Below are 23,077 nucleotides of genomic sequence, written 5' to 3'. Positions count from 1 at the left end.
AGAGTCGGACGGTTGTGTCGCCTGCCGAGCCTCCCGGGTCTCCCCGCTGCCACAGGGCGGTCATGCCGTCAGAGCGGCCGGCCGTTGGTCGAGGTCGCTGCGGCGGGTGTCGTCGGGCAGGCGATCGCGGACGGCGAGCAGTTTGCCGAGGTTGCGTTGGGAGGGGACCTGCTCAATCAGTGGGATCCCCTGGTGGAGCAGGTCGCCGGCCTGGTCGGCATTGCCGAGGTCGTTCTGGACGTGGGCACGCCTGATCAGGTAGGTGGCGTAGTCTCTGCGCCAGGTCGGGGCGCCCCCTTCCCGGGCCTTGTCCAGGTGGAAGTCCGCGCGTCGCGGATTGCCCAGATCGAGCTGACAGGCACCGGCATGGCTATGGAATTCCCCTTCGTCGAACCACCGGCCCCATCGGGGATCGTCCGGGCGGGTACCGCGTTGCAGGAGGACTTCTCCAGCGCCCCGGTGACCATGCCGAGTTCGGCGTCGAGTAGCTTGCGTACGTGCTGCCCGCCATGGCTGCCTTGCAGCGTGTACATGCGAGGCAGGCTCGCCCCGATCTGCTCCACGAGCTTCTCGCCGATCTGGCCGCCGCGCAGCACGGAGGTCGGCTGGGTCGGTTCGACATCGAGCCAGCCGGTCGCGAAGGCGGCCAGGCTCAGGCGACTTTCCAGCTGCGATCCCCGAGAGTCGCGACGAGCTCGACCGTTCCTCCGAGCGCCGTGACATAGGCACGGACGCAACCCCAGCTCGGGCACCCACTCGACGTACTCCACCGTCGTCGTAGGCACAAGCCTCGGCAATAATTCAGTGGGCCGAAATGGGCGGATAGGTTAGGCTCTCGCGCGTGATCTATTTCATTCGCCTGCGTTCAGCCTGACACGGCGCGACCGCCGGGCCTGCCCGCCATCGGGCGGCCCCCTTTGAGCGACCCTGTCCTCCGGGTCTTCTCCTGCGCGCCGTCGGAACACCTCGTTCGAGAACCGACAGGACATCATGCGTACGCGCGAACACATCGCCATGATCGGCTGCACTGCGCCGAGTCACATCTATCCCTCGCTGGCCCTCATCACCGAGCTCGTATCCCGTGGATACCGGGTGAGCTACGCGGTCGGTGAGGCCCTGACCGGGCTGGTGGAGCCCACCGGCGCCGAAATCGTCGCCCACCCCTCGCTGCTCCCGACCAGCGAGGCCGACTGGCCGGACGACCCCGCTTCGGCCATGCACGTCTTCCTCGACGAGGCGATCGCGGTGCTGCCGCACCTCATCGACCGCTACGACGACGACCGACCCGACCTCCTGCTCTATGACATCGGCGGGCTGCCCGCACCCGTGCTGGCCGTGCGGTACGGCATCCCCGCCGTGCAGCTTTCCCCCACGCTCGTCGCGTGGGACGGCTACGAGCAGGATCTGGCCGAACACCTCGACGCGATGCGGACGTCGGAGTCGGGCGAGCGCTACTACACGGCGCTCACCGCCTGGCTCCGCGACAACGGCATCGAGCGGGACGCCTGGGACTGGCAGTCACGCCCTGACCACGCCCTCTCCCTGATCCCGCGCGCGATGCAGCCCAACGCCGACCGGGTGCCGTCGAACGTCCGGTTCGTGGGGCCGTGCCTTTCTCCCCAGCGGCTGGCGGACACCGGTTGGACGCCGCCCGGCGATGACAGGCGGGTGCTGCTCGTCTCGTTCGGCACCACCTTCAACGACAAGCTCGACATCTACCGGGCGTGTCTCGAAGGTTTCGCCGGTTCGGACTGGCACGTGGTACTCGCGGTGGGCGCGAACGTCGACCCTGCGGATCTCGGTCCGCTCCCGGACGGCTTCGAGGTGCACCGCACCGTGCCGCAGCTGACCGTACTGGCCGAGGCCTCGGCGTTCATCACGCACGCGGGAATGGGCGGATGCGTCGAGTCGCTGTGGTTCGGCGTGCCGACCGTGGCGATCCCCCAGGCCGTGGACCAGTTCGGCAACGCGGCCATGCTCGAACAACTCGGTGTCGGAAGGCATCTGCCCACCGAGGAGGTCACGTCGGCGACCCTGCGCTCCTCGGTCGAGGAGGTCGCGGGGTCGGCGGAGGTGGCCGCCCGCCTGGCGGAGATCCGTGCGACCGTACGGGCTGACGGCGGCGTCGACCGCGCCGCGCAAGCGGTGGAGTCGTTCCTGAGCTGAGCCCTCGTCCTCGCGGGGCAGGCCCCCTGCCCCGCGAGGCCGGTGTCCACAACGGTGCGGTGACCCGGAACATGTAGCAGCCGAACACCTCCTCAAGGTGCGACAGCCCGGCTCCGCTTCCGTGACCACGTGGCGCCCGCCTCGTCCTTCCCGGTCAACCGGACCTGCCCCGGCGCCAGTAGGTGCTCACCGCTCGGACCGCTCAGCGCGTCGTACGCGGCACGTCCGGGCTCAGCTCCCGATGATCCGCTCGACCAGCTCGGGTATCCACTCGACGTACTCCACTTCCGGCCCGCCGGCGTGGCGGGCGTAGAGGAACCGCCCGGTGGCGCTCGTGCTCATCGCGGTGGTGATCTCGGCGCCGTGCGCCTCCAGGGCGCGGACCTGCTCATCGAGGTCGGAGACGATGACGGTCGCCGAGGCATGGGCGTACCTCGCTCGCTCCTGCTGCGGTCCGGCCACGACGAGGAGATCGCCGATGGCGGCCAGCTCGACGCCGTCGAAGGCGAACCGCAGGTCGGGTTCGGCCCCGACCATCTCCCGCAGCAGGGGCAGAGCGCGGTCTAGGTCGTCGGCCCACAGGCGGCCATAGGTCTTCAGGATCGTCATGGGACCTCTCCCGGTCGGCGGACCTTCCGGCCACACTCTCTTGTAGTTACCCGGTAACCGTAGAAGAGTGTGCGTTGACGTGGAAGAACGCACTTTTTGGAAAGGGAGGCACCTCGCGGTGACCGAGCAGCTCAGCCCCGTGCCGCACCGGGCGGACCTGACCCGTGCCGACTCGCTGGCACGCGAGATCTTCATCGGGATCGCCAACAAGTGGGCCCTGCTGATCGTCAACGTGATGGGCGAGCGCACGTTGCGCTTCACCGAGCTGCGCACCGAGATCGAGGGCATCAGCCACAAGATGCTGACCCAGACGTTGCGCGGACTGGAACGCGACGGGCTCGTGGACCGGATGGTCCACCCGACGGTTCCCCCGCGCGTGGAGTACACCCTGACCGCCGCGGGCCGGGAACTGCGGGACACCGTCAACGGCATCTGCGGCTGGACCCGCCGGCATCTGGACCACATCGAGCAGGCCCGCCGCCGCTACGACGCCACAGCCCAGCGGTGACCTCCAGACATCAGCCTGCTCCGCTGGCTGCCGGTCATCCACAGACGGCCCGGCCGGGCTGAGATGGCCGGTGGAGGAGAGTTTCGAGTTCGGCCTGGACCAGTCCCAGGTCCGGCTCTATGAGGCGATAACGAGCGGAGGAGACGGGATCCGGTCCATCCATGTCGCGCCGGTTTCGATAAACTCCTGATCCCATCGGCTGTCCGGTCCCGGGCGAATCATGGTTCACCCATCAAATTCCCGGGGCTCGCGACGATCGACCATACGGCGTTTTCCAAAACCGTCGACGACGGCTGCTCCTGCTCGTTACAACGCCTCCGCGACTCACGGTAGCGGCACAGCTCAGGAGTGGTCACCCGCGCTGACGAGCCCGGTCTCGTACGCGATGACGACGGCCTGGGCGCGGTCGCGCAGGCCAAGCTTGGCGAAGATGCGGGCGACATGGGTCTTCACAGTGGCTTCGCTCAGGATCATCGCCTCGGCCAGCTCGGCGTTGGACAGGCCTCGCCCCAGCAGGGTCAGTACCTCGATCTCGCGCGGTGTCAGGCTCGCGAGATCGGTGGGGACAGCCGAGGACGGCGACATGGACTCGCCGGCGCGGTCGGGGGCGGCGAAGCGCTCCACCAGCCGCCGGGTGATCGATGGAGCGAGCAGGGCGTCACCGGTGTTGACCAGGCGCACGGCGGCCGCCAGGTGCTCGGGCGTGATGTCCTTCAGGAGAAAGCCGCTGGCGCCGAGGGCGAGCGCGGCGTAGACGTAGCGGTCGAGGTCGAAGGTGGTCAACATGAGCACCCGGCAGTGCGGCCCCTGCGCCAGGATCTGCCGGGCGGCCTCCAGCCCGTCCATGTTCGGCATGCGGATGTCCATGAGCACGACGTCCGGACGCAGCTCCCGCGCCGCCGCCACCGCTTCCACCCCGTCGGCCGCCTCCCCCACCACCTCGATGCCGCGCGTGGTGAGGATCAGCCGGAAGCCGGAGCGGATGAGAGCCTGGTCGTCGGCGATCAGCACGCGGGGTGAGGGCACGGGGTCGGAGTCGAGGGTGGTCATGCCCCGTCCAGGGGAAGGCGGGCGCGAACCCGGTAGCCGCCGCCAAGACGGCGTCGAGTGTCCATGTCCCCACCGTAGAGTGCGACTCGTTCCCGCAGCCCCAGCAGCCCTCGGCCCGCCCCGTCGTCGTACCTTCGGCTGCCCGCCGCGGAGCCGGTCACCGCCCCGGCACCAGGCTCGCCCTTGTGTACGGCACCCTTGCTCCTCACGGCGCCATGTCCGTCGGCCTGCCCGAGCGGGTCACCGGCGAGCACGCTCGGGCCGGTGTTCAGCACTTCCACGCGCACGTGGTGCTCGGCGTAGCGGATCGTCACCTCGGCCTTCGCCCCCGCCGCGTGCTTGAGCGCGTTGGTCAGCGCCTCCTGCACGATCCGGTACGCCGTCGCGTCGATGCCCGGCGGCAGCGGCCGCCGCTCGCCCAGGATCCGCAGCTCGACGGGCAGCCCCGCGAAGGCGAAACGATCGACCAGCGTGTTCAGGGTGCTCATGCTAGGCGAAGGTACGAGATCCACGGCGAGGGGAAAGCCGCCGCGGTACGGCGGGTCGTCGCCGTTCGGGGATGGCGCGAGCAGGCCCAGCAGGTGCCGCAGTTCCGTCATCGCGGCGCGCCCCGCGCCCTCGACCGCCCTGAGCGCCGCCTCGGTCTCGTCCGGCATGGTGGCCAGCACCTCGCGTGCGGCGCTGGCCTGCACCACCATGAGGCTCACGTTGTGGCTGACTATGTCGTGCAGTTCCCTGGCGATCCTGGCCCGCTCCGCCTGGACCGCCGCCCTGGCAGCTCTCTGGCCCTCGCGTTCCAGGAGTCTGCCGCGCTCCTCGATGGCGGCGCGGTGCTGCCGATGGGACCGTAGGAGGAGGAAACCCAGCCGGACCGTGATCGCGAACAGTGCCGCAACGATGACGATCAGGCTGTACGTCCACACAGCGCCCACTCTTCCACCATCGCAGACCGTACGGCGATCCGCATCGACTCCCCGGACCAAACGCCTACATCCACAGGATGACAGCAGGGCGAGACTGCATCCGGGGATGGATGTCAGGTGCCGGGTGCCGCTTGTAGCCTCCCCCCATGACAACCGAAGGCCAGGTCGTCGTACGACTCGACAAGATACGAAAGCACTATGGCGAGACGGTGGCGCTGGGCGGTGTCTCGCTGGAGATCCGGGCCGGTGAGGCGGTCGCGGTGATGGGGCCGTCGGGCTGCGGCAAGTCGACGCTGCTCAACATGATCGCTGGGTTGGATCGCCCCACGTCCGGAACGATCACGGTCCACGACGAGGACCTGTCCCGGCTGAATGAGACGGGGCTGGCGCTGTTCAGACGTCGCAGAATCGGCATGATCTTCCAGTTCTTCAATCTGCTCGACGATCTGTCCGCGATCGACAACGTCGCGCTGGCCGCCCAGCTCACCGGGACGCCTGCCGCGCACGCCCGCAGACGGGCGCTCGAATTGCTGGACGAACTCGGCATCGCCGACCGCGCGAACATCTACCCCGCCGTGCTGAGTGGCGGGGAACGTCAGCGAGTCGCCGTCGCCAGGGCGCTGATGAACCGGCCGGCCGTGCTACTGGCCGACGAGCCGACGGGCGCGCTGGACAGCCATAGCGGCGAGCAGGTGATGGACCTGCTGCTCGACCTCCAGCAGATCGGTCAGACGCTGCTGCTCGTGACCCATGACGAACGGCTGGCCCAGCGGTGCGCGAGCCGGGTGGTCGAGCTCGCCGACGGACAGGTGACCGGCGAGCGCAGCATGGAGCGGACAGCATGAGCGGGCGGACCGCCGCGATGGCCCGCGGGAGGCACGGCATCGGAGAGAACGACATCGGAGTGGACCGCACCGGAACGGACGGCAGCGGCGCGTGGCCGGGACGGCCGGCATGAGCGCGGTGTGGCGTGTCGCGGTGGCGGCGGTGCGGCGGCGCCGGTTCCAGAGCGTGGTCCTGTCCGTGGTCGTCCTGTGCTCGACGGTGGCGATCGTGGTGGCGCTCGGTCTGCTCGAAGCCGCGTCCGCCCCCTTCGACCGGACCTTCGCCAACCAGCACGGCGCGCACGTCGTAGCCGCGTTCGACCGGACCGCGGTCTCCGACGACCAACTCGCCCAGACCGCCGAGAACCCGATGGTCGAATCCGTGGCCGGGCCGTTCGGCCAGGCCGTCATCATCGTTACCGACACCGGCTATGGCCCGCCGCCCGGCCCACTCACGGTCGTCGGCCGCGCCGATCCCGGTGGACCGGTGGACCGCGTCGACCTCTGGGCGGGCCGCTGGGCCACCGCGCCGGGGCAGATCGTGATAAACCGCCCAGTCGAGCCTTTCTTTCGCGATCTGCTGGGCACCACGGTCCAGCCCCAAGGGGGCCCGAAGCTCACCGTCGTCGGCCTGGCCTCCAGCGTCAGCAGGACAGCCGAAGCCTGGGTCACTCCCAGCCAGATCCAGACCCTGAACCCGAAGATCACCCAGATGCTCTACCGCTTCACCGAAGCGGGCACGGAGGGCGAACTCCGCGCGGCCTTGACAGGGCTGACACCGGACCCGGCCGCCTCCTTGTTGCTCGACTGGCAGTCGTACCTGACGGTCAAGCAGGATGTCGCCCGGACGGCCTCCGCCTACCTGCCCTTCCTGACGGGGTTCGGCATCCTGGGCCTGCTGGTGGCGGTCCTCATCGTCGGGAACGTCATCAGCGGCGCGGTCGTGGCAGGCCAGCGGCATATCGGCGTGCTCAAATCCCTGGGATTCACCCCCAACCAGGTCGTCGCGGTGTATCTCGCCATGGTCCTGCTGCCGGGATTCGTCGGCTGCCTGGTCGGCACCGCAGTCGGCGGCCTGGCCGCACAGCCCCTGCTGCAACTGGTCTTCCAGGGCATCGGATCGGCCATCGGCGTCGGTGTCAGCATCTGGGTGTACGTGGTGACGCTGCTCGGCGTGCCGGCCGTGGTCGTGCTGGCCGCGCTCATCCCCGCCTCGCGCGCCCACCGGCTGTCCGCCGCTCAGACGATCAGCGCGGGCAGCGCGCCCCGCCCAGGACGCGGACAGCGTATGCAGCACCTGTTGTCAGGCGCACGGCTGCCGCGCTCCATCAGCCTGGGACTGGGCCTGCCGTTCGCCCGTCCTGGCCGCTCGGCGTTGACGCTGGCCGCCGTCATCCTCGGTGTGACCACGGTGACGCTCGCCTCCGGCCTGTTCCGTACGATGATCGCCTACGGAGACGCGGCGCAGCGGGTCGGGCACGTCCACACGGTGGTTCACGTCGGCCGGCCGGACCAGACCAGGCCCAAGCTGGACGACGCCGGTATCGAGGCACTGCTGCGTTCACTGCCCGGTGTGAAGTACGTGACCGCGGACGCCTGGATAGACATTCACCTGGCCGGGCGATCTGACCGGATCATGGCCCAGTTCCTGCGCGGCGACGCCTCGACTCGGGGCGACACGGTCGTGGCCGGGCGTTACCTGTCCGGGCCCGGCGAGGTCGTCGCCCCTTCGGCATTCCTGAAAAGATACGGGCTCAGGGTCGGCGACCGCCTCACCCTCACGCTCGGCGGCGTGCATACCTTGACCACCATCGTGGGCGAGGCCATGCACTCCGCGAACAACCTGATCATGGTGAGCTGGCCGACGCTGACCGCGCTCGCGCCGGACAAGAAGCCCACCCAATATGAGGTCCAACTCGCCTCAGGCATCGATATCGAGAAGTTCAACGCCGCGGTCAAGGCGGCCGACCCGGGCCTGTATCCGGTCACGCAGCCGCAGGTCGACGACACCAGTGTCGCCGTCATCAGCGCAACGTCGATCTTCACGCTGCTCCTGAGCACGGTCGCGACGCTGGGCGTCTTCAACACCGTGGTGCTCAATACCCGTGAACGCCGCCGCGATCTGGCCATGCTCAAGTCGATCGGAATGACTCCTCGCCAGGTGACCGTGATGATGGTGACGTCCATGGCGGCCCTGGGCGCACTCGGCGGCCTGCTCGGCATCCCGATCGGGGTCGTCGCGCACCGGGTGATCGTCACGGCTATGCTCGACGCCGTAGGCCTCACGCTTCCCGCCGTGATGCTCGACGTCTGGCGGGTCGCTGGGCTGGCCGTGCTCGTGCTGGCGGGGGTGGCGATCGCGATGCTCGGCGCGTTTCTCCCGGCCCGCTCGGCGGCCAGGCTGACCATCGCCCATGCCCTGCACACCGAATGAGCGGCCGCTCAATCCGGCAAAAGGTAGTGGGGCCGGACTGGAAGCAGGACGGATTCGTCGCCGCGGTCGGCCAGACCCCGTGCCCCCGACGTCGGCCCGGCGACCTCGAATCCGGCTATGAGTCGAGTACTCCGGTGTTCTGGCAGGCGGTCAGGCGCCACTGCCCGTCCTCCTTGGACATGACGAACAGCGGGCTGCCCTCGGAGGGACCGTCGGGCGTCCGGTACAGCTGGCGTACCTTGACGGCGGCGACGTCGGGGCGGATGAACAGCACGTGCACCACCTCGAAGGTGACGGTCGAGTCCTTCATCCCGCCGGGGAGCACCTGGTGGGTGAACACCGAGATCTCATCGCGGCCGATCAGGCGCCTGCCCGCGCCCGTCGTCCAGATCGCGTCGGGCCGGAAGAGGCCGAGAAACTCCTCGGGGAGTTCGTTGTTCTGGGAGTGCTCGATCGTGGCGACCACCTGCCTGATCGCCTCGATCTCGGTCTCGCGGGTCTGTTCGTTGATCCTTGTCGCGTTCATACGAGCCATGCTGTTACCTCAAGATAACTTGAGGTCAACTCGTTTCGGCGTGTCACCGCCCACCCGCCGGTGGCCCGCATCCGGGACGCCTGCGGCAGAGCAGGGCAAGGAGGACCGCCGGCCCACCCCGCGCGGGTAGGTCGCGGTCAGGGAGGAGCTTGACCTTGACGCGACGTCAACGTCTGTAATGCAGGTATGCGAATCGGAGAGGTCGCGGCGCTGGTCGGCATCACCACCCGCGCCGTACGCCACTACCACCACCAGGGACTGCTGCCAGAACCGCCGCGGCGGCCCAACGGCTACCGCGTGTACGGCCTGCGGGACGCGGTCGAGCTGGCACGGATACGGCGGCTCACCGAACTCGGCCTGGCCCTTGAGGAGGTACGCGACGTCCTGGCCGACGACCGGGGCCGTGACCTGCACGAGGTGCTCGTCGAACTGGACGCCGACCTCGCCCGCCAGGAGCGGGCGATCCAGGAGCGCCGGTCCCGGCTGGCGGTGCTGCTGGAAAAGGCCTCCGGCGCCGATCTCGACCCCGACGACGTGGTCTCCCCTGGGCTGGCCGGGTTGTTCGGCGCGATGTCGACCTCGGCGGCCGAGCTGCCGGAACCCACGCCGGCGGCCTGGGACCGCGAACTGCTCGCGCTGATGGACACGGCAGCCACTCCCGAGGATCGGGAGCGGCTGTTCGCCGCCATGCGGCCGATGGCCGCCGACCCCGGCGCCGTGGCCCGCTCCTACGAGCTCTACCGCAGGCTCGGCGAGTTGACCGAGGCGACCGCCGACGATCCGCGGATCCCCTCGCTGGCCGCCGAGTTCGCCGACCACATCCCGGCCGACCTGCTGGCCCTCCTCAGTTCCGATCTCCCGGGGGCCTCCACCGATCCACTCGGTGCGGCCTTCCTGGCGGATCTGCCCCCGGCCCAGGCCGAGGTCGTACGCACGACGCTGCGGCTTCTCAGCGGGCGGCTGTGCTGACTTCCTCCCCGCGGCCGCAGCCCGGGGTCTCCACGCTGGAGGTATTCAGATGAAGCGGCTGGTCCGCGCGATCGCCTACGCGGTGCTCCCCGCGGAGATGGCCCTGGTGGTGTGCCTGGTCGCGGGCGTCCCCATCCCGATGCCGGTGATCGTGGTGGCCGAGGTGGCCGTCGCCACCCTCGTCGGGGTGGAGGCGTTCCTGCTGACCGGGGCGTTCAGGAGGCACCGGTCGGCGGGCCTGACGGCCGCCGAGGCGGCCGGGGCGGCGCTGCGGGAGCTGGTTCCCGAGCCGGTCCTGCGGTTGACGGCGCATGAGGCGAGAGCCGTGGCGAGCATCGGATATCTGGTCGCCGGGCGGCGGCAGGGGGTCCGCGGCGACGCCGTCGCGATCGGCTACGCCCGCGAGCAGACCCCCATGATGATCATCCTGCTCGTGGTGTGCGTGATCGAGACGGTGGTTCTGGCCATCCTGCTGCCCTGGCCCGTCGTCCACGCGGTCGTGCTGGTCCTGGACGTGTACGCCGTGGTCGCGATGCTGGCGATGATGGTCGCCGGCATCGTCCGGCCCCATGTCGCCGCCCCGGGCGAGCTCAGGCTCCGCTGGGGTGCCCTGTTCGACCTCCGCGTGCCGATGGCACTGGTCGAGTCCGTACGGGTGGACCGGCGCTACGACCACGAAGGGCTCCTGCGGGTGACCGGCGACGAACTCTCCCTGGCGGTGTCGTCCCAGACGAACCTGGTCGTCGACCTGGCGGAGCCGGTGACCGCGGTGCGCCCGCTGGGAGCCGTCGTCACGGCCCGGCGCCTCCGCTGCTACGCCGACGACCCGGCCGCCGCCGTCGCCGCGATCGGTCGGGCCCGTGACGGAGCACGGGCGACCGCATCGGTGCCCGAACTTCCTGCCCGCCCTGACCGGCTGCCTCTGATCTCCTCGGAGGGACCGGCTCAGCGCCCGCCCCGCACCACCGATCGGGCTGAACGCACGAGACAGAACACCTAGCCCGTCCTCCGAGAGCGGATCAGGCCGAGTTCGGTCAGGTCGTCGGACCAGAGCCAGCCCGCCTCCTTGGCGATTCTGACCGCCTCCACGCGCGTGCGGGCGTCGACCTTGGTGAGGATCCGCGCCAGGTAGTTGCGTACCGTGCCGCCGGACAGGCAGAGCCGGTCGGCGATCTCGCCGACCGGTGCGCCCTCGGCCGCGGCCTGCAGGACCTCCAGCTCGCGCGGGGTGAGCGGGTTCGGCTTCGCGTTGAGGGTGGCGACGGCCAGCTCGGGGTCGACGACCTGCTGGCCGGCGGCCACCCGGCGTACGCAGTCGGCGAGCTGGCTCGCCGGGGCGTCCTTGACGACGAAACCGCGTGCCCCCGCGTCCAGCGCGCGGTGCAGCGCGGCCGGGGTCGCGAGCCCGGTCAGGATCACCGTGGCACATTCGGGGAGCCTTCTGTGCAGTTCCGCCGCGGCGGTGAGGCCGTCGGTGCCGGGCAGGCCGATGTCGAGGAGTGCGACGTCCGGCCGGTGGTGCAGGCAGGAGCGGACCACCTCGTCGCCGTGACCGACCTCCCCCACGACCTTGATGTCGTCCTCGGTGGAGAGCAGGGCGACCATGGCCCCCCGGACCAGGTGCATGTCCTCGGCGATCAGGACGCTGATCATGGGTTGTCTCCCCCGTCGTTTCGCGGTGCGCTCGTGCCTGGCCCGGGGCCACTACCCACACGCGAGGAGACTACCCACAGAATTCAGCCGATTACTGTGTACCAGCGTTAAACACCGAAAAGCCTGACATGGGGTTATCGTCCTTACGAGGGAAGATTGCCGTCACCGGCTCCATCTGGACCACGCCCCGTGAACTCTGTAATGGCGCGAACATATAACTCGAATAAGTGCCGACTGTTTGGCACCCCGCCGGGTCGTCCTCCGCTGACGTCTCATGACGGCCTCGCCCATTTGCGCCTTTAGGGGTGTTCACGGACGCGGTGCGCGAGCATCAGGATCCCATCCTCGTCGGCAAGCCGATATGCCGACGACCACGGCCGCGGCCCGGTGACCGGTTCGCACGACGACTCCGTCCGGCTCCGCGTGATCGACATCCCCACCGTGGTCAAGCGCGTATGCGACACCACTGGCATGGCCATGACGCGGGAGGAGTGGGGGCTGTACATGCCTGACATCGGCTACCCGCCGCCCTGCCCGGCTCGCTGAGCGGAGATCCCGGCGGCGTCAGACCGGGGCGACGGTGTGGTGTTCCAGCAGAATGTCGGTCAGCAGGTAGCCGCCGCAGATCAGGTGGGCCAGCGGGTGGGCCCGTATCTCCCGGTAGTGGGTGGCGATCCGGAACGCGGCCGCGACCGGGGTGGCGGCGCTCGTCCACAGCGGTCTGTGCCGGCCGGTGGAGGCCGGGACGACCCACCAGAAACGGCAGGCGTCGTCGAGGCGGGCGACCAGCCCGTAGTAGACGGAGACGACTATCTTGCCGGACGGCAGGCGGTGGACGTCCGCCGGGATGTTGTGGGCTCGCGCCAGCAGGGCCGCCAGTTCACGGGCCCGGAGTTCGGCTGGGTGCGGCGCGAGGTCTTCGGGGAGCGTGTGATCAACGGTCACGCTCGCGAGACTAGAGATCATGAGATGCCCACCTCAACGGTGTTGCGTGATGTTGCGAGCTCACTGCTCGCCCAACGCGGCGGCCGCGGCCCGCAACAGGGCGCGGGCCTCCTGCCCGTAGGCCGCGGCACCGCTCAGTGCCCGGAACGCCTTCTCGTACACGCCCACGTCGCTCGGGGCCTTGTGCTGGATCTGGCCCGGCACGGTGTCGACGCGGACCCGGTTGGCGTCGTATATCCAGAAGTTCTCCGGCGGCATGAGCGGCGGCCTGATCGTCGCGGGGACGATGCCGAAGGACACGTTCGCGACGCCCGAGGTCAGCTCCGCCAGCCGGTCGAGCTGGGCGGCCATCTCCGCCGGGCCGACCAGCGGGGTGCGGAGTGCCTGCTCGCCGACGACGAAGGCGAACCGCTTGCTCCCGTTGCGCAGGATCTCCTGTTGTCTCAGCCTCGCCGCGACCGCGGCGTCGATGTCGTCGGGGATGCCGCGGAAGTCGATGATGGCGCGCAGGTGGCCGCGGGCGTAGTCGCCGGTCTGGAGCAGGCCGGGGACGGCCGAGTGCTGCCAGACGCGGAACTGGTGGGTCCTGTCGTACAGCGGCTGGAAGGAGCGCTGCACGTGGCCGAGGCCGCTCTCCTCAAGGCGGCGCCAGTCGGTGTACATGGCGTCGATGTTCTGGGCGGCCGCGATCAGGTCGACCACCTGCTCGTCCGCGTCGCAGGCCTCGCACCACGTCCGGATGTCGGCCTGGTTGGGCATCTGGACCGCGTTCTCGATCTTTGAGATCTTGGTGTGGTCCAGGCCGGTCTTGGCCGCCAGCGCTCGCCCGGTCAGCCCGGCGTCGGCGCGGAGCGCCCTGAGCCTGGCGGCGAGAATGCCTTTGGCCTCGTCGATGCGTGCTGTGGAGGTCGCCATCTCCGTCACCTCGTCACCGCGGGGGGTTGATCCTCCGACCGTACGTCGGGTGTTGCGATCTGTCCTGAAAGTTGCGAATAGTTGCGTAATGCTGATGGGCGCGCTCCCGCTCCGTTATCCGGAAAGCCTGCGACAGGCCGCGCGAGGTCGGTGAGAGACCTACGATTGGCCGTCCCACCTGCGCTTTCCGCTGATGCGGGTCGGGGATGTCGGGCGCAAGCCTTACGGTAGGGCGCGTGCCAGAGACGAACCATGAGCTCACGCTCGACTCGGCCCTCACCGAGGAGGCCGTGCTCTCGACCTACCGCCGCATGTTCGCGGCGCTCGCCCGCGACAGCGGCGCGGTGGTGGACGACCCCGCGCTGGTCGACATCGCCGAGACCTTGTTCGCGGCGTTCGCCGAGGCCGGCGAGGAGTGGCTGACCCACGAGCAGATGCGCAACGTCTGCCGGGCCTATCCGCTCGACCGGTTCGAGAACCGGCTCCGGGTCCTGCGGGGCCTCGGCGCGATCCGCGAGGTGTTTCCCAAGCCCAACCAGCTCCGCTACCGCGCGTCGTTCACCAGCGTGGTGGGGCTGATGTTCATCCGCCGGATGATGGACGACGGCGGCCAGTCGGAGATGCACCGGCTGCTCGCGCTCGAAGACCTCAACGTGGCCGACCCCCGCACGACGATGGAGGAGGCCCGCGCCAGCGCGCAGAACCTCTCGCGCGCCTTCCGGCTCTGGGCCCTGGAACTGATCACGCTGACCGGCGGCACCATCGAGGAGTTGCGCGAGCAGGCCCCCAAGCTGTGGGGCACCGAGGAGATCGCCCGGCGGGCGCAGAACCTGCACGGCACCATCCTCACCCGTTGGCCCGATCTCGACCGCACCTGTACCGAGCTGCGCGCCGCGATCTACTCCTACAGCGACGCCTCGCGCCGTGCCGCCGGGCGTCTGGCCGACTCCGCGGGCACGACGAGGAACCTGACGCTGCTCCCCGCGGAGCTCTGGCGCACCTTCGCGCAGACCGCGAGCAAGGAGCGGCTGGCCTCGGTGCTCGACGGCTTCGTCTTCGACGCCCCCGCCCCCTGGCACGATCCTGCGGCGATCGTCAGGGCCGTGGACGAGAGCCCTCGCCCGGCACCCGCCCAGCCCACTCCCCCGCGCTCGGCCCTGCCCGACACCGGCCCCGCCGACACCCGCGACCCCGCCACCGACGGCCTCGACCACCTGACCACCGTGGCCGAGGCCGCCCTCGCCGGGCGCTCCACCGCCCGGCTGGAGGAGTTGCTCACCGCAGACGGCGAGTGGGTCTCCGCCCGCCGTCTGCTGGCCGACCTCGTCTCGGCCGACCTGCGCCCCGACTCCCCCTATCGCCTGCGCTGGTCCGACGGCCTCACCGCCACCCCTGGCGCCGAACCCGCCTGGCTCTCTCACGGCCGCCTGGAAAGGACCGGCGGTGTCGGCTGATCCTCGGCACGTACCGGCCCCGGCGACCGAACCGGCGAGCAGCGGCCCCGAGACACCCGAGCACCCGCTGACGACCGGGGAAGCCGGCGCCGAGACGTACCCGCGGCCCCCGGAAACCGGGCTTGAACCGTCCGCGACGGCACATGTCCGTAGCACCGAGGCGTACGCGCGGACCTCGGAGGCCGAGCCGTCCGCGACGGCACATGTCCGGGCCAGGTCGAGCGGACCTCTCGCGCTCCATGCCGGGCAGGCGGCTCCGGCGGGGATGGCACGGCTGGGTCGCGGTGACGGGACGGGCATGGCGCTGCCGGTCTGGCCCGACGGGGCGACCCCTTCGCTCCTGGAGGAGTACCAGGTCGCGCCGGTCCCGGTGGAACGATCCGGCGAGACCCGGCGGGTGCTGGCCGCGGCGCTGCGCTGCTGCTGGAGCGACCTGACCGCCGACCCGTGGCCCGGCACCCCCGCCCCGGTGGACGACGTGCTGTCGACATACCGTGCCCTGATCGGGCGCGGCGACGACCTGATGCGCAACTGGGCGATCGGCGCGCTGCGCCGCCTGCACGACTCGGCCTGGCTGGAGGTCGCAGACGGGTTCGTCCGGCTCGGCCCCCGGTGCGCGTCCTGGCCCCCCGCGTCCCACGCCCAGCTGCGGGAGCTGATGCGCCGCCTGCCCACCGCGGAGGAGACCCCGGGCGGCACGGAGGTGCTCCCGGTCATCGATGACGGCCCTGACGGCGCCGCTGAGGACGCTGAGGCGGGGGCGAGCGTCACGATTCCCGACGAGGTGGACACCGATCTGCTCGGCCCGTTCGACGAGCGTCGCAGGGCCGAGATCGTGGCGGCGTTCATGGCGGTGGAGCACGCGGCCGAGCCGGTGCACGAGGCCCGCTTCTCCGCGCTGCGCGACCCGGTGCTGCGCCGCACGCTCACCGAGATGCTGGAGCGCCGCGGCCGGGTCCTGATCCACGACCGTGAGTCGTGGATCTCCGGCTACGCGGCCGGGACACTCGGCGCGGGCACGGCCTCAGGAACGGGCACGGCTTCGGGAACGGGCACGGTGTCGCAGGCGGGCTCGACGTTGAACGAGGCCGAGCGGGCGGTGCTGGTGCTGGTGCTGATCCACTCGGTGGCGATTCCCAGGGCCGACGGCCTGCTGCCCACCGACAGCTGGCTCTCGCCGTTCCCGGCCCAGATCGACGAGTTGCGGCGGCATACCAAGCTGCCGATCGGCGAGTTGGAGGCCGCACTGCGCACCCTGCGTCACGCGGGTCTGGTGACCCAGGTGAAGGCGGGCGAGGAGGCCGGGGGGTACGTGCCGGGACCGCAGTTCCACCGGCTGACCCCGCAGGCCAGGCGGCGCCTGCAGGAGGAACTGATCCTCGCGGCGGGGCCGCACACCCCGCTGGCCGCGGCCGTACGGGCCAACCGGCGGTGATCGGGAGTGGAGCGACCACAGCACGCGATGAGTCGACCCCGGTGGGGAGTACCGAGGACCCGGCGCTCCCGGTATCGGGAACGGGACGGAAGAAAGGAACGACGGGGTTGACCGACCAGCGGAACCAGGCCGCGAAGAGTTCACGGGGGAGCCGCGCGAAGGCCGCCGACACCGGAACGGGCACGGGCGAAGCCGTCCAGGCCGGAGCCGGGAACACCTCGGCCAGGGGCGGCCGGGGTGCGAACCCCCGGACCGGGGACGTGCCGGCCGGAGGGAGCCGGGCCGCGGGAGCCGAGGCCTCTGCCGGGACACAGGCGAGTCTGGTCCCCGTGGAGATCCGTGCCACCGCTCCGACCGAGAACGTGGTGGGTGACCGGGTGCTGGTCGCCGTGCAGCCGGTCAACATCTCCCGGCTCTCGACCCACCCGGTGCCGACCGTGCCGGGCACGCTGATCGTGGTCGCGGGCGCCGGTCCGAAGGACTCCAACGGCGCGGGCAAGTCGTCGTTCATCGCGATGATCACAGCGCTGCTCGGAGACGAGCAGTGGCGTTTCGCCTCGGGCGCCAAGTCGGTGTCGGAGCTGCTGTTCAACGCCGAACTCGCCGCGGGCGGCGGCGGCCGGACCTGGGCCAGCGCCGACCACGGCTACATCGTCGGTGTCTTCGCGCCGGCCGGCTCCGTGCACACGGGCTCTCCGAACACCGGCCCCATGGGCACGGGCTCCATGGACCCCGGCCTTCCGGACGCCGCCCCCTCGGACGGTGGCTCTCTGGACGGTGGCTCTCTGGACGCCGACCCGGCGCGCACCGGTTCCCTGGGCGACGCGGTGACCGTGTGGCTGCGGGTCAACCAGGAGGCCCCGCACCTGGAGATCAGGTGGGCCCCGGGAGTGCACCTGGCGTCGGCTGCCTCGGAGGCGGAGCGGGTGACGCGAGCCGACGCGCTGTGGGCGGCGCTGCCCCGCTCGGCGGGACGACGTGACGTGGTGGCGCGCGACCTGACCAGGTTCCTGTACGGCGACCGGGTCAGGTGCGTGTCGTTCCTGTCCACCTCGGTACGGAGCAAGGTCGCCACCAACCTGCTCTCCCAGCCGCTCAACGAGATCTCCCCGGAGCGGGTCTTCGAGGCGATCGCCGCGCTGACCGGCCTGGACGCCGAGCTCGACCAGGAGCGGGAGGCCCGACGCGACGAGCACGCCAGGCGGGTGCGCGCGACGCGGGCCATGGAGCTGCTGCGGGAGTTCGAGGACGAGTCCCGTACGCTCCTGGAGACCTTCGACCGGCGCGACCGTGCCCGCGTCCGGCTGGCCGAGGCGATGCGCCGCTGGCGGGGACGGCTGGCGCGCAGGCTCGCCGACGCGGGGCAACGGGACGAGGCGCTGGCGGTGGAGCTGGAGCGGGCCGGCGCGGCGGCCGAGCGCGCCACGGAGGCGATCGGCGAGATCAGGGCGGAGATCGCCACGCTCAAGGACGACACGCTGGAGCGCGGTCTGGCCGAGGCTCGCAGGGAGCTGGCCACCCTGCAGGCACGTGCCGCGAAGCTGGACGCCGACCGGGCGGTGGCGGAGAACTCGGTGGACGAGCTGCGCGGCTGGATTCCCGGGCTTGAGGAGCAGCGCCGGCTGGCCGACGGGCGCGACGTGACGGCGGCGGGCGCGGAGCTGGCCGAGGCCAGGACGCGATTGAACGAGGCGCTGAAAGCGCTGGGCGTGGCCGACCGCGAGGTCGAGGGGGCGAGGGCGGCGCTGGACGACGCCGAGGGCGGACCGGCCGCGGCCCAGCTCAACGCGCTCGCCGAGGCGGGCGTCGGAGCGACCGGCCTGCTCGACGCGATCGACGTCGCCGAACAGGCCCGCGAGGACGAGGCCGGGCGGAAAGCAGCCGCGCTGGGATCTCGCGGGTGGCCGCACGAGCACGCGGTGATCGTCGACGCGGCCGATCTGGAGGCCGCGTCGCGGGCGCTGGACGCGCTGCCCGGCTCGGTGCTGGTCAGCGCGGCGGGAGTCACCGTCGTGGGGTCGTTCGAGGTGGCCGTCACCGGCAGGGAGGCCCGGATCAAGGCCGCCGAGCAGCGGCTGCACCGGGCGCGCGACACGCAGGAGAGCGCCGCGGCGGCCGTACGGGCCGCCGAGGACGCCGTGGCCGAGGCGGGCAGGCGGCTGGAGGGGGCCAAGGCGTCGGTGCAACTGGCCGACATCGAGCGGCGGCTGGCCGAGCGGCGGAACACGCTCGGTGAGCTGACCGAGGCACTGGCCGAGGTCGCGCCGAAGGTGGGCGAGGCCGAGCGCCGGGCGAGCACGCTGGACTTCCGCGCCCGTACCAGGAGCATGGAGGTCGAGCGTCTGGAGGGCCGCAGGGCCGGGCACGAGTCCGACCGCGACCAGGCCGCCGGGCAGGCGGCGAGAATCACCGCCGACCGCGAGGCGCTCAGGCTTGACGTGCTGGCCGGCGACTGGGGCGGCACCGTCGACGGTGCCCGCGAGTGGCTGGGGGCCCTGGACGAGCAGGAGCGCCCGCTGACGGCCGAGGAGTGGTGGCGGGCCGCCGAACGCCGCCTGGACGAGGCGCTGCGCGACACCTTCCCCGGCGAGGACGAGGAGATGCCCGAGGAACTGCGCTTCCTGGTCAGGGAGCGGACCGCGCCCGGCGCCGGGCGCACCGCCCGCGAGCAGGCGACGTTCCCCGGCGTGTGCTCGGCGCTCGCGTCCTACCTGCGCGGCCAGGAGGAGTACGAACGGCACCGGCGCCGCCAGATCGAGACGCAGATCACCACCCGGCAGCGTGACCTGACGGCCGCCGCCAAGGGTGCCGAGGAGGCCGCGCAGTCCACCGCCGTGCACCGGGCCGCGCTGACCGCCGCGATCAAGGCGCGGCTGACCCGGGTGGCCGAGGAGTTCGACAGGCTCGACACCTCCTACGGAGGCTACGGCGCGACGCTGGAGTTCCCCGTGCCGCCCGCGCCCGCCGACCCCGAGCAGCGCTGGGCGTGGCGGGTGACGCCCAAGTGGCGCAGGGGCGAAGGGCAGGGGTTCGTGCCGTACAACCGGCGGGCCAACACCGCGCTGATGGACGAGAAGGCGGTGAAACTGGTCTGCGCGGCGGCGATCGCGTCCTCCGGTGGCGGGCACCTGTGCCTGGTCCTCGACGAGCTGGGCCGCAACCTCGGCAAGGAGCATCGCAGGGAGGCCGTGGCGCTGTTCCGCCGGATCGGCGAGACGTACGGGATCACGGTGATCGGCGCGCTCCAGGACGACATGGAACCCTACGCCGTCGACGCCTGCGGCCAGTACGTCAAGCTGCGCCGCTCCTCCGACGCCATGCCGTACAACGAGCCACCGGTCGTCATCGGCCACGACCGGAACGCCGAGCGGGTGCGCGCCCTGGCTTCCGCGGTGAGCAGGTGAGCGGGTGAGCGGGGAAGACCAAAGAGCGGGTTGAGCCGGAAGACCGGAAAGCGGGAGGACCGGTGAGCGGGGTGAGCCGATGTTCACCGGTCCGGTGTGACCGCGGGCCGACCTCTTCCTCGTGCCGCTACGCGGGAGGGCTCACGACGCTGCGCATCGTGAGCTCCGCGTCCTGGAGGGAGAGGGAGACCCGTACGGAACCCAGTTCGGAGGTCCGCGAGACATGCGTCCCGCCGCAGGGGATGCGCGCCTCGCCTTCGGGCAGCGAACAGTGCCACATCCGCCGCGCGGACAGGGAAGGGGACGGGCTGTCCACCGTGATCGGCGCATCGGCCGCGATCCACTCGCCGAGCTGGTCGTCGATCCGCCGGGTGAGCTCCGCGAGGTCGAGGCCCTCGGCGTCGAACCCCTTTCTCCGCAGCGACTTGCCCAGGCGGTAGACGTCGTCACTGCCGTGTTCCACGATCCGCGACGTGGTGATCGCCGCCTGGTCGAAGTCGGGCCGGCCGAGCGAGTCGGGCGTCACCTCCTTGCGCCACCGGTCGGCCAGCGCCGCGTTGAGGGCCAGCGCGGCGAGGTGGCACGCGCTGTGCCCCGCGGAGAGCGCCGACCGGTACGCCTCGTCGACGACCAGCTCGGCGTCCCCGGCGATCGGCTCCTTCAGCACGTGGACCACGAGCCATTGCCAGCCGTCGGCGCCGCGGCGTACCGGGATCTCCTCCCCCAGGTAGAGCCGCTCGCCGTCCGACGCGCCGGTCACGCAGTCGACGACCGGCAGTCCGTTCACGGTCCCCCGGTCGGCGGGCTGGTCGGGCCAGGTGTGGTCCAGGGGATGGAACGGTGTCTGCGCCGTCACCACGCCGTAGCCGCCGCTCACCGGTGTGGCCGAGACCACCCGCGAGACCCCGTGGACGTCGCCGCGTGGATAGGTGACCTGTGTGTCCATAGCTGATCTTTGGTTCCCATCGTTCCGTGTCGTTCCGCAAGCGACCGCGAGGACCGCGCCGAACACGATATGACCTCGCGGCCCCCTCGGCCCGGACTCCGGCGATCAGGCGGTCTTCGCGGCAGCGGCACCTGAACGTCCCGCTATGCCGTCCCACAGGGCGTGGCGCGCCTCCAGCGCCGTCCGCAGCGTGGCCGCGCAGTCGTTCCACTTCCGCCGGTCGTCCCCGCAGAGATCGACCAGCATCTGCATGGCCATCGGCGTGTGCTGCTCGCCGTCGACCTCGATGTGGCGAGAGAGGTAGTCGCGGAACTTCTCCAGGGCCTCCGCGTGCCGGTCCGTCCGCAACACGCGGTCGAACATCTCCGGGATGAGGTCCTCCCTGCCGAACGCGAAGGTCGCCGCCTGGGCGTGCAGGGGAGCGGACTCGATGATCTTCCAGGTGGTCCTGACGAAGTCGGCGGCCGCCGGTGGCACACCGGGGAGCTCCAGTCCTTTTTGGACCGTTCCACCCTCTCTCAGATGGCTGATGAACGACTCGATGGGCCGCACGTCGGCACCTGCCTGCCGCATCCCCTCGACGTACAGCTCGAAGTGGCTGATGTGGCCTTCCCCGAGCTCGTCGCTCTCCTCCACGAGCACGATCTCGTTGATCAGGCGCCGGCTCGTCCGGGGGCCCTGCGGGATCCAGGGGACCCGCACGCAGGTGAGCCGCCCCTGCAGGTTCTTCAGCAGCGACATGAAGTCCCAGACCGCGAAGACGTGGTGCTCCATGAAGACGACCACGTCGTCGAGCTCGTTCAGCGAGTTGTAGACGTCGTGGGCGAGGATCTTCTCCCGGATCGGTTCGATGGTCTTTTGCAGCTCGTGGAGACCGGGGTGAGAGACGTTCCAGCGGTAGCGTGATTCCGACATCTTCTGACTCCTTAGTAGACGTCGTAATCCCACGACGTCGGCCTGTCGTGCTCCAGGAGATCCGCCTTGGCGAGCCGTTTCTCGTATCGTGCCAGCTCTCTCCGTGTGCGCAGGCGAAAACACGAGACGAAGCATCTCCACCGGGGATCCGTCGGCAGGCCGCCCCCTCCAAGTCGATTGCAAGATCATTCGCCTAGCGTGACCGGCGTGCGAGAAGTGATCGTCGTGGGTGTTCTCATCGCGGCCCTGAGCGGCTGCGCGATCGAAGGCGGGGAGCGGATGACGGGTACGGTCGATGCCGGGCGGGAGACCACCGCGGAGCGGCAGGCCGGAGCGGGGCAGTCGGAGGCCGGGGTGCTCAAGGGGCGGGTCGTCGACGCGGCGGGCAGGCCCGTCGCGGGCGCGGAGATCGTCGCCGACAACCAGCTTCTGTACAACAGCAACCTGGTCGTGACGACGGACAAGGACGGCCGCTACCGGGTGAGCACCGACGTCGCCGCGGCCACGTTCCGGGTGACCGGCACCGTGACCCGCCGCTTCGAGGGCCGTGCCTACACGATGGAGCTGACCCCCCACGACGACACCCCCTTCGCCGGTTCGGACGGTGCGATCCGCGACTTCACCTGGCGGCTCACCGGTGAGCGGTCCGACGGGCTGGGCTTCTACGGCAGCATGGTCCTCTTCCATCTGGAGTCCTACGATCCACAGAACCCGGAGACCTTCCTGCAGGACGAGGACGTCACGCTCACCCTGACCCCGCAGGGACCGCTGATCGACGGCTCGGCCGGTGAGGTCATCACCCACCGGGCCGAGCGCGGCGGCGACGGCTCGGGGGTGCTGGACGTGCCCATCGGCCGCTACCGGATCACCGCCGAGCACCTCGGGCGACCCCTGAAGATCCGGATCCGCGACACCGGCGAGTACGGCGAGGCAGTCGTCGCCGACTTCGAGCGCCTCCTGACCACCGTCCACCGCATCCAACTCGACCTCAAACCCTAGGCCGATCCCTCCATCTCGCGGCCGGCGATTCATCTCGTCCGGCAGGGCGGCAGAGAGGTCGGCGGCGTGCCGACCTCGATCGTCAACTTCTTCAATCCCACGGTCGTCATGATCGGCGGTGATCTGGCCGAGGCGGGCGAGCATCTCCTGGCGAGCGTTCGCGAGGTGGTTTACGCTCGCTCGCTGCCCCTGGCCACCCAACGACTCGGCATCCGCGCCAGCGAACTCGGCGACCGTGCGGGGGTCATCAAACACGTCTTGGCTCCCGAGGCCGTCGACCGGTCCAACCCCGCTTAACTTATGTCGACAATCGACATATTGATTATTGACCACCGACGAAACTAGCCTTTAACATCGCGAAACATGGGGGGTATCTGACCAAAGTCGCCACTG

General features: G+C 70.5%; 22 protein-coding genes. 13 read left to right on the top strand and 9 right to left on the bottom strand.

The window, feature by feature from the left end; genetic code table 11:
• The first annotated feature begins 84 nt into the window (after window positions 1–84).
• Window positions 85–720 (top strand): hypothetical protein, encoded by a 636-nt coding sequence (locus ABT061_RS14750; RefSeq protein ID WP_350916698.1) that lies wholly within the window; start codon window positions 85–87, stop codon window positions 718–720.
• A 270-nt stretch (window positions 721–990) separates the two neighbouring features.
• Entirely contained in the window at window positions 991–2,166 is a 1,176-nt protein-coding gene (locus tag ABT061_RS14745) for a macrolide family glycosyltransferase (RefSeq protein WP_350916695.1), read from the top strand.
• 231 nt (window positions 2,167–2,397) lie between these two features.
• Here ABT061_RS14745 and ABT061_RS14740 read toward each other — a convergent pair whose 3' ends face one another.
• Window positions 2,398–2,775: a VOC family protein gene (locus ABT061_RS14740; RefSeq protein ID WP_350916693.1), complete on the bottom strand. Its 378-nt coding sequence runs from the start codon at window positions 2,773–2,775 to the stop codon at window positions 2,398–2,400.
• Between the two features lie 118 nt (window positions 2,776–2,893).
• Between ABT061_RS14740 and ABT061_RS14735 the strand changes: the two genes are divergently transcribed.
• On the top strand, window positions 2,894–3,283 hold the full coding sequence (locus ABT061_RS14735) for a winged helix-turn-helix transcriptional regulator (RefSeq protein WP_350916690.1): 390 nt from the start codon (window positions 2,894–2,896) through the stop codon (window positions 3,281–3,283).
• Between the two features lie 342 nt (window positions 3,284–3,625).
• On the opposite strand, the gene ABT061_RS14730 is transcribed toward ABT061_RS14735, so the two are convergent.
• Both ABT061_RS14730 and ABT061_RS14725 read right to left on the bottom strand, forming a co-directional pair.
• Window positions 3,626–4,333: a response regulator gene (locus ABT061_RS14730; RefSeq protein ID WP_350916688.1), complete on the bottom strand. Its 708-nt coding sequence runs from the start codon at window positions 4,331–4,333 to the stop codon at window positions 3,626–3,628.
• Window positions 4,330–5,256, bottom strand: coding sequence for a sensor histidine kinase (locus tag ABT061_RS14725; protein ID WP_350916685.1), 927 nt, complete (start codon window positions 5,254–5,256; stop codon window positions 4,330–4,332). The genes ABT061_RS14730 and ABT061_RS14725 overlap by 4 nt, the downstream gene beginning before the upstream one ends.
• Window positions 5,257–5,402: 146 nt before the next feature.
• On the opposite strand from ABT061_RS14725, the gene ABT061_RS14720 reads away from it, so the two are divergent.
• On the top strand, window positions 5,403–6,101 hold the full coding sequence (locus ABT061_RS14720) for an ABC transporter ATP-binding protein (protein WP_350916682.1): 699 nt from the start codon (window positions 5,403–5,405) through the stop codon (window positions 6,099–6,101).
• 109 nt (window positions 6,102–6,210) lie between these two features.
• Entirely contained in the window at window positions 6,211–8,514 is a 2,304-nt protein-coding gene (locus ABT061_RS14715; RefSeq protein ID WP_350916679.1) for an ABC transporter permease, read from the top strand.
• A gap of 115 nt (window positions 8,515–8,629) precedes the next feature.
• Here ABT061_RS14715 and ABT061_RS14710 read toward each other — a convergent pair whose 3' ends face one another.
• Window positions 8,630–9,040 carry an SgcJ/EcaC family oxidoreductase gene (locus ABT061_RS14710; RefSeq protein WP_350916676.1) on the bottom strand — a complete coding sequence of 137 codons (411 nt, stop codon included), beginning with the start codon at window positions 9,038–9,040 and terminating at the stop codon, window positions 8,630–8,632.
• 195 nt (window positions 9,041–9,235) lie between these two features.
• Between ABT061_RS14710 and ABT061_RS14705 the strand changes: the two genes are divergently transcribed.
• Window positions 9,236–10,018: a MerR family transcriptional regulator gene (locus tag ABT061_RS14705; RefSeq protein ID WP_350916674.1), complete on the top strand. Its 783-nt coding sequence runs from the start codon at window positions 9,236–9,238 to the stop codon at window positions 10,016–10,018.
• Window positions 10,019–10,067: 49 nt separating this feature from the next.
• Complete coding sequence (locus ABT061_RS14700) at window positions 10,068–11,018, top strand: hypothetical protein (RefSeq protein WP_350916671.1); 951 nt, start codon at window positions 10,068–10,070, stop codon at window positions 11,016–11,018.
• Here ABT061_RS14700 and ABT061_RS14695 read toward each other — a convergent pair.
• Window positions 11,015–11,671 (bottom strand): response regulator transcription factor, encoded by a 657-nt coding sequence (locus ABT061_RS14695; protein WP_350916668.1) that lies wholly within the window; start codon window positions 11,669–11,671, stop codon window positions 11,015–11,017. The two genes, ABT061_RS14700 and ABT061_RS14695, sit on opposite strands and share 4 nt — an antisense overlap.
• Window positions 11,672–12,058: 387 nt before the next feature.
• Here ABT061_RS14695 and ABT061_RS14690 point away from each other — a divergent pair, with 387 nt between their 5' ends.
• On the top strand, window positions 12,059–12,217 hold the full coding sequence (locus ABT061_RS14690; protein ID WP_350916665.1) for a hypothetical protein: 159 nt from the start codon (window positions 12,059–12,061) through the stop codon (window positions 12,215–12,217).
• An 18-nt stretch (window positions 12,218–12,235) separates the two neighbouring features.
• Here the strand turns inward: ABT061_RS14690 and ABT061_RS14685 are convergent, their stop codons facing one another.
• Both ABT061_RS14685 and ABT061_RS14680 read right to left on the bottom strand, forming a co-directional pair.
• Complete coding sequence (locus ABT061_RS14685) at window positions 12,236–12,616, bottom strand: hypothetical protein (RefSeq protein ID WP_350916662.1); 381 nt, start codon at window positions 12,614–12,616, stop codon at window positions 12,236–12,238.
• A gap of 60 nt (window positions 12,617–12,676) precedes the next feature.
• Window positions 12,677–13,531, bottom strand: a complete 855-nt coding sequence (locus tag ABT061_RS14680; protein WP_350916659.1) for a helix-turn-helix domain-containing protein — start codon at window positions 13,529–13,531, stop codon at window positions 12,677–12,679.
• Window positions 13,532–13,767: 236 nt separating this feature from the next.
• Between ABT061_RS14680 and ABT061_RS14675 the strand changes: the two genes are divergently transcribed.
• The 3 genes from ABT061_RS14675 (at window position 13,768) to ABT061_RS14665 (ending at window position 19,824) form a co-directional block, all read left to right on the top strand.
• Window positions 13,768–14,985 (top strand): hypothetical protein, encoded by a 1,218-nt coding sequence (locus tag ABT061_RS14675; protein ID WP_350916656.1) that lies wholly within the window; start codon window positions 13,768–13,770, stop codon window positions 14,983–14,985.
• The gene (locus tag ABT061_RS14670) at window positions 14,975–16,420 is read left to right on the top strand and encodes a hypothetical protein (RefSeq protein WP_350916653.1); all 1,446 of its coding nucleotides are present in this window, start codon (window positions 14,975–14,977) and stop codon (window positions 16,418–16,420) included. Before ABT061_RS14675 ends, ABT061_RS14670 begins: the two co-directional genes overlap by 11 nt.
• Before the next feature lie 107 nt (window positions 16,421–16,527).
• Window positions 16,528–19,824, top strand: coding sequence for a coiled-coil domain-containing protein (locus ABT061_RS14665; RefSeq protein ID WP_350916650.1), 3,297 nt, complete (start codon window positions 16,528–16,530; stop codon window positions 19,822–19,824).
• A 127-nt stretch (window positions 19,825–19,951) separates the two neighbouring features.
• Here ABT061_RS14665 and ABT061_RS14660 read toward each other — a convergent pair whose 3' ends face one another.
• Together ABT061_RS14660 and ABT061_RS14655 are read right to left on the bottom strand one after the other, a co-directional pair.
• On the bottom strand, window positions 19,952–20,770 hold the full coding sequence (locus tag ABT061_RS14660; protein ID WP_350916647.1) for an alanyl-tRNA editing protein: 819 nt from the start codon (window positions 20,768–20,770) through the stop codon (window positions 19,952–19,954).
• 105 nt (window positions 20,771–20,875) lie between these two features.
• Window positions 20,876–21,685 (bottom strand): DUF3050 domain-containing protein, encoded by an 810-nt coding sequence (locus tag ABT061_RS14655; protein WP_350916644.1) that lies wholly within the window; start codon window positions 21,683–21,685, stop codon window positions 20,876–20,878.
• Between the two features lie 207 nt (window positions 21,686–21,892).
• Between ABT061_RS14655 and ABT061_RS14650 the strand changes: the two genes are divergently transcribed.
• On the top strand, window positions 21,893–22,684 hold the full coding sequence (locus ABT061_RS14650; protein ID WP_350916641.1) for a carboxypeptidase-like regulatory domain-containing protein: 792 nt from the start codon (window positions 21,893–21,895) through the stop codon (window positions 22,682–22,684).
• A gap of 12 nt (window positions 22,685–22,696) precedes the next feature.
• A complete protein-coding gene (locus tag ABT061_RS14645; RefSeq protein WP_502991442.1) occupies window positions 22,697–22,981 on the top strand; it encodes an ROK family protein in 285 nt (94 codons plus the stop codon).
• Window positions 22,982–23,077: the final 96 nt, after the last annotated feature.

The organism is Streptosporangium sp. NPDC002544, from assembly GCF_040295965.1.
Lineage (GTDB): Bacteria > Actinomycetota > Actinomycetes > Streptosporangiales > Streptosporangiaceae > Streptosporangium.
The sequence above is the reverse complement of the archived record's forward strand: the minus strand, read 5'-3'. Positions and strand labels throughout refer to the sequence as shown.

What these genes read in the sequence shown, in the direction of transcription:
- ABT061_RS14680 (WP_350916659.1), bottom strand. Translation starts at nt 13,531, where the DNA reads ATGGCGACCTCCACAGCACGCATCGACGAGGCCAAAGGCATTCTCGCC.
- ABT061_RS14705 (WP_350916674.1), top strand. Translation starts at nt 9,236, where the DNA reads ATGCGAATCGGAGAGGTCGCGGCGCTGGTCGGCATCACCACCCGCGCC.
- ABT061_RS14740 (WP_350916693.1), bottom strand. Translation starts at nt 2,775, where the DNA reads ATGACGATCCTGAAGACCTATGGCCGCCTGTGGGCCGACGACCTAGAC.
- ABT061_RS14720 (WP_350916682.1), top strand. Translation starts at nt 5,403, where the DNA reads ATGACAACCGAAGGCCAGGTCGTCGTACGACTCGACAAGATACGAAAG.
- ABT061_RS14700 (WP_350916671.1), top strand. Translation starts at nt 10,068, where the DNA reads ATGAAGCGGCTGGTCCGCGCGATCGCCTACGCGGTGCTCCCCGCGGAG.
- ABT061_RS14660 (WP_350916647.1), bottom strand. Translation starts at nt 20,770, where the DNA reads ATGGACACACAGGTCACCTATCCACGCGGCGACGTCCACGGGGTCTCG.
- ABT061_RS14710 (WP_350916676.1), bottom strand. Translation starts at nt 9,040, where the DNA reads ATGAACGCGACAAGGATCAACGAACAGACCCGCGAGACCGAGATCGAG.
- ABT061_RS14745 (WP_350916695.1), top strand. Translation starts at nt 991, where the DNA reads ATGCGTACGCGCGAACACATCGCCATGATCGGCTGCACTGCGCCGAGT.
- ABT061_RS14655 (WP_350916644.1), bottom strand. Translation starts at nt 21,685, where the DNA reads ATGTCGGAATCACGCTACCGCTGGAACGTCTCTCACCCCGGTCTCCAC.
- ABT061_RS14695 (WP_350916668.1), bottom strand. Translation starts at nt 11,671, where the DNA reads ATGATCAGCGTCCTGATCGCCGAGGACATGCACCTGGTCCGGGGGGCC.
- ABT061_RS14715 (WP_350916679.1), top strand. Translation starts at nt 6,211, where the DNA reads ATGAGCGCGGTGTGGCGTGTCGCGGTGGCGGCGGTGCGGCGGCGCCGG.
- ABT061_RS14730 (WP_350916688.1), bottom strand. Translation starts at nt 4,333, where the DNA reads ATGACCACCCTCGACTCCGACCCCGTGCCCTCACCCCGCGTGCTGATC.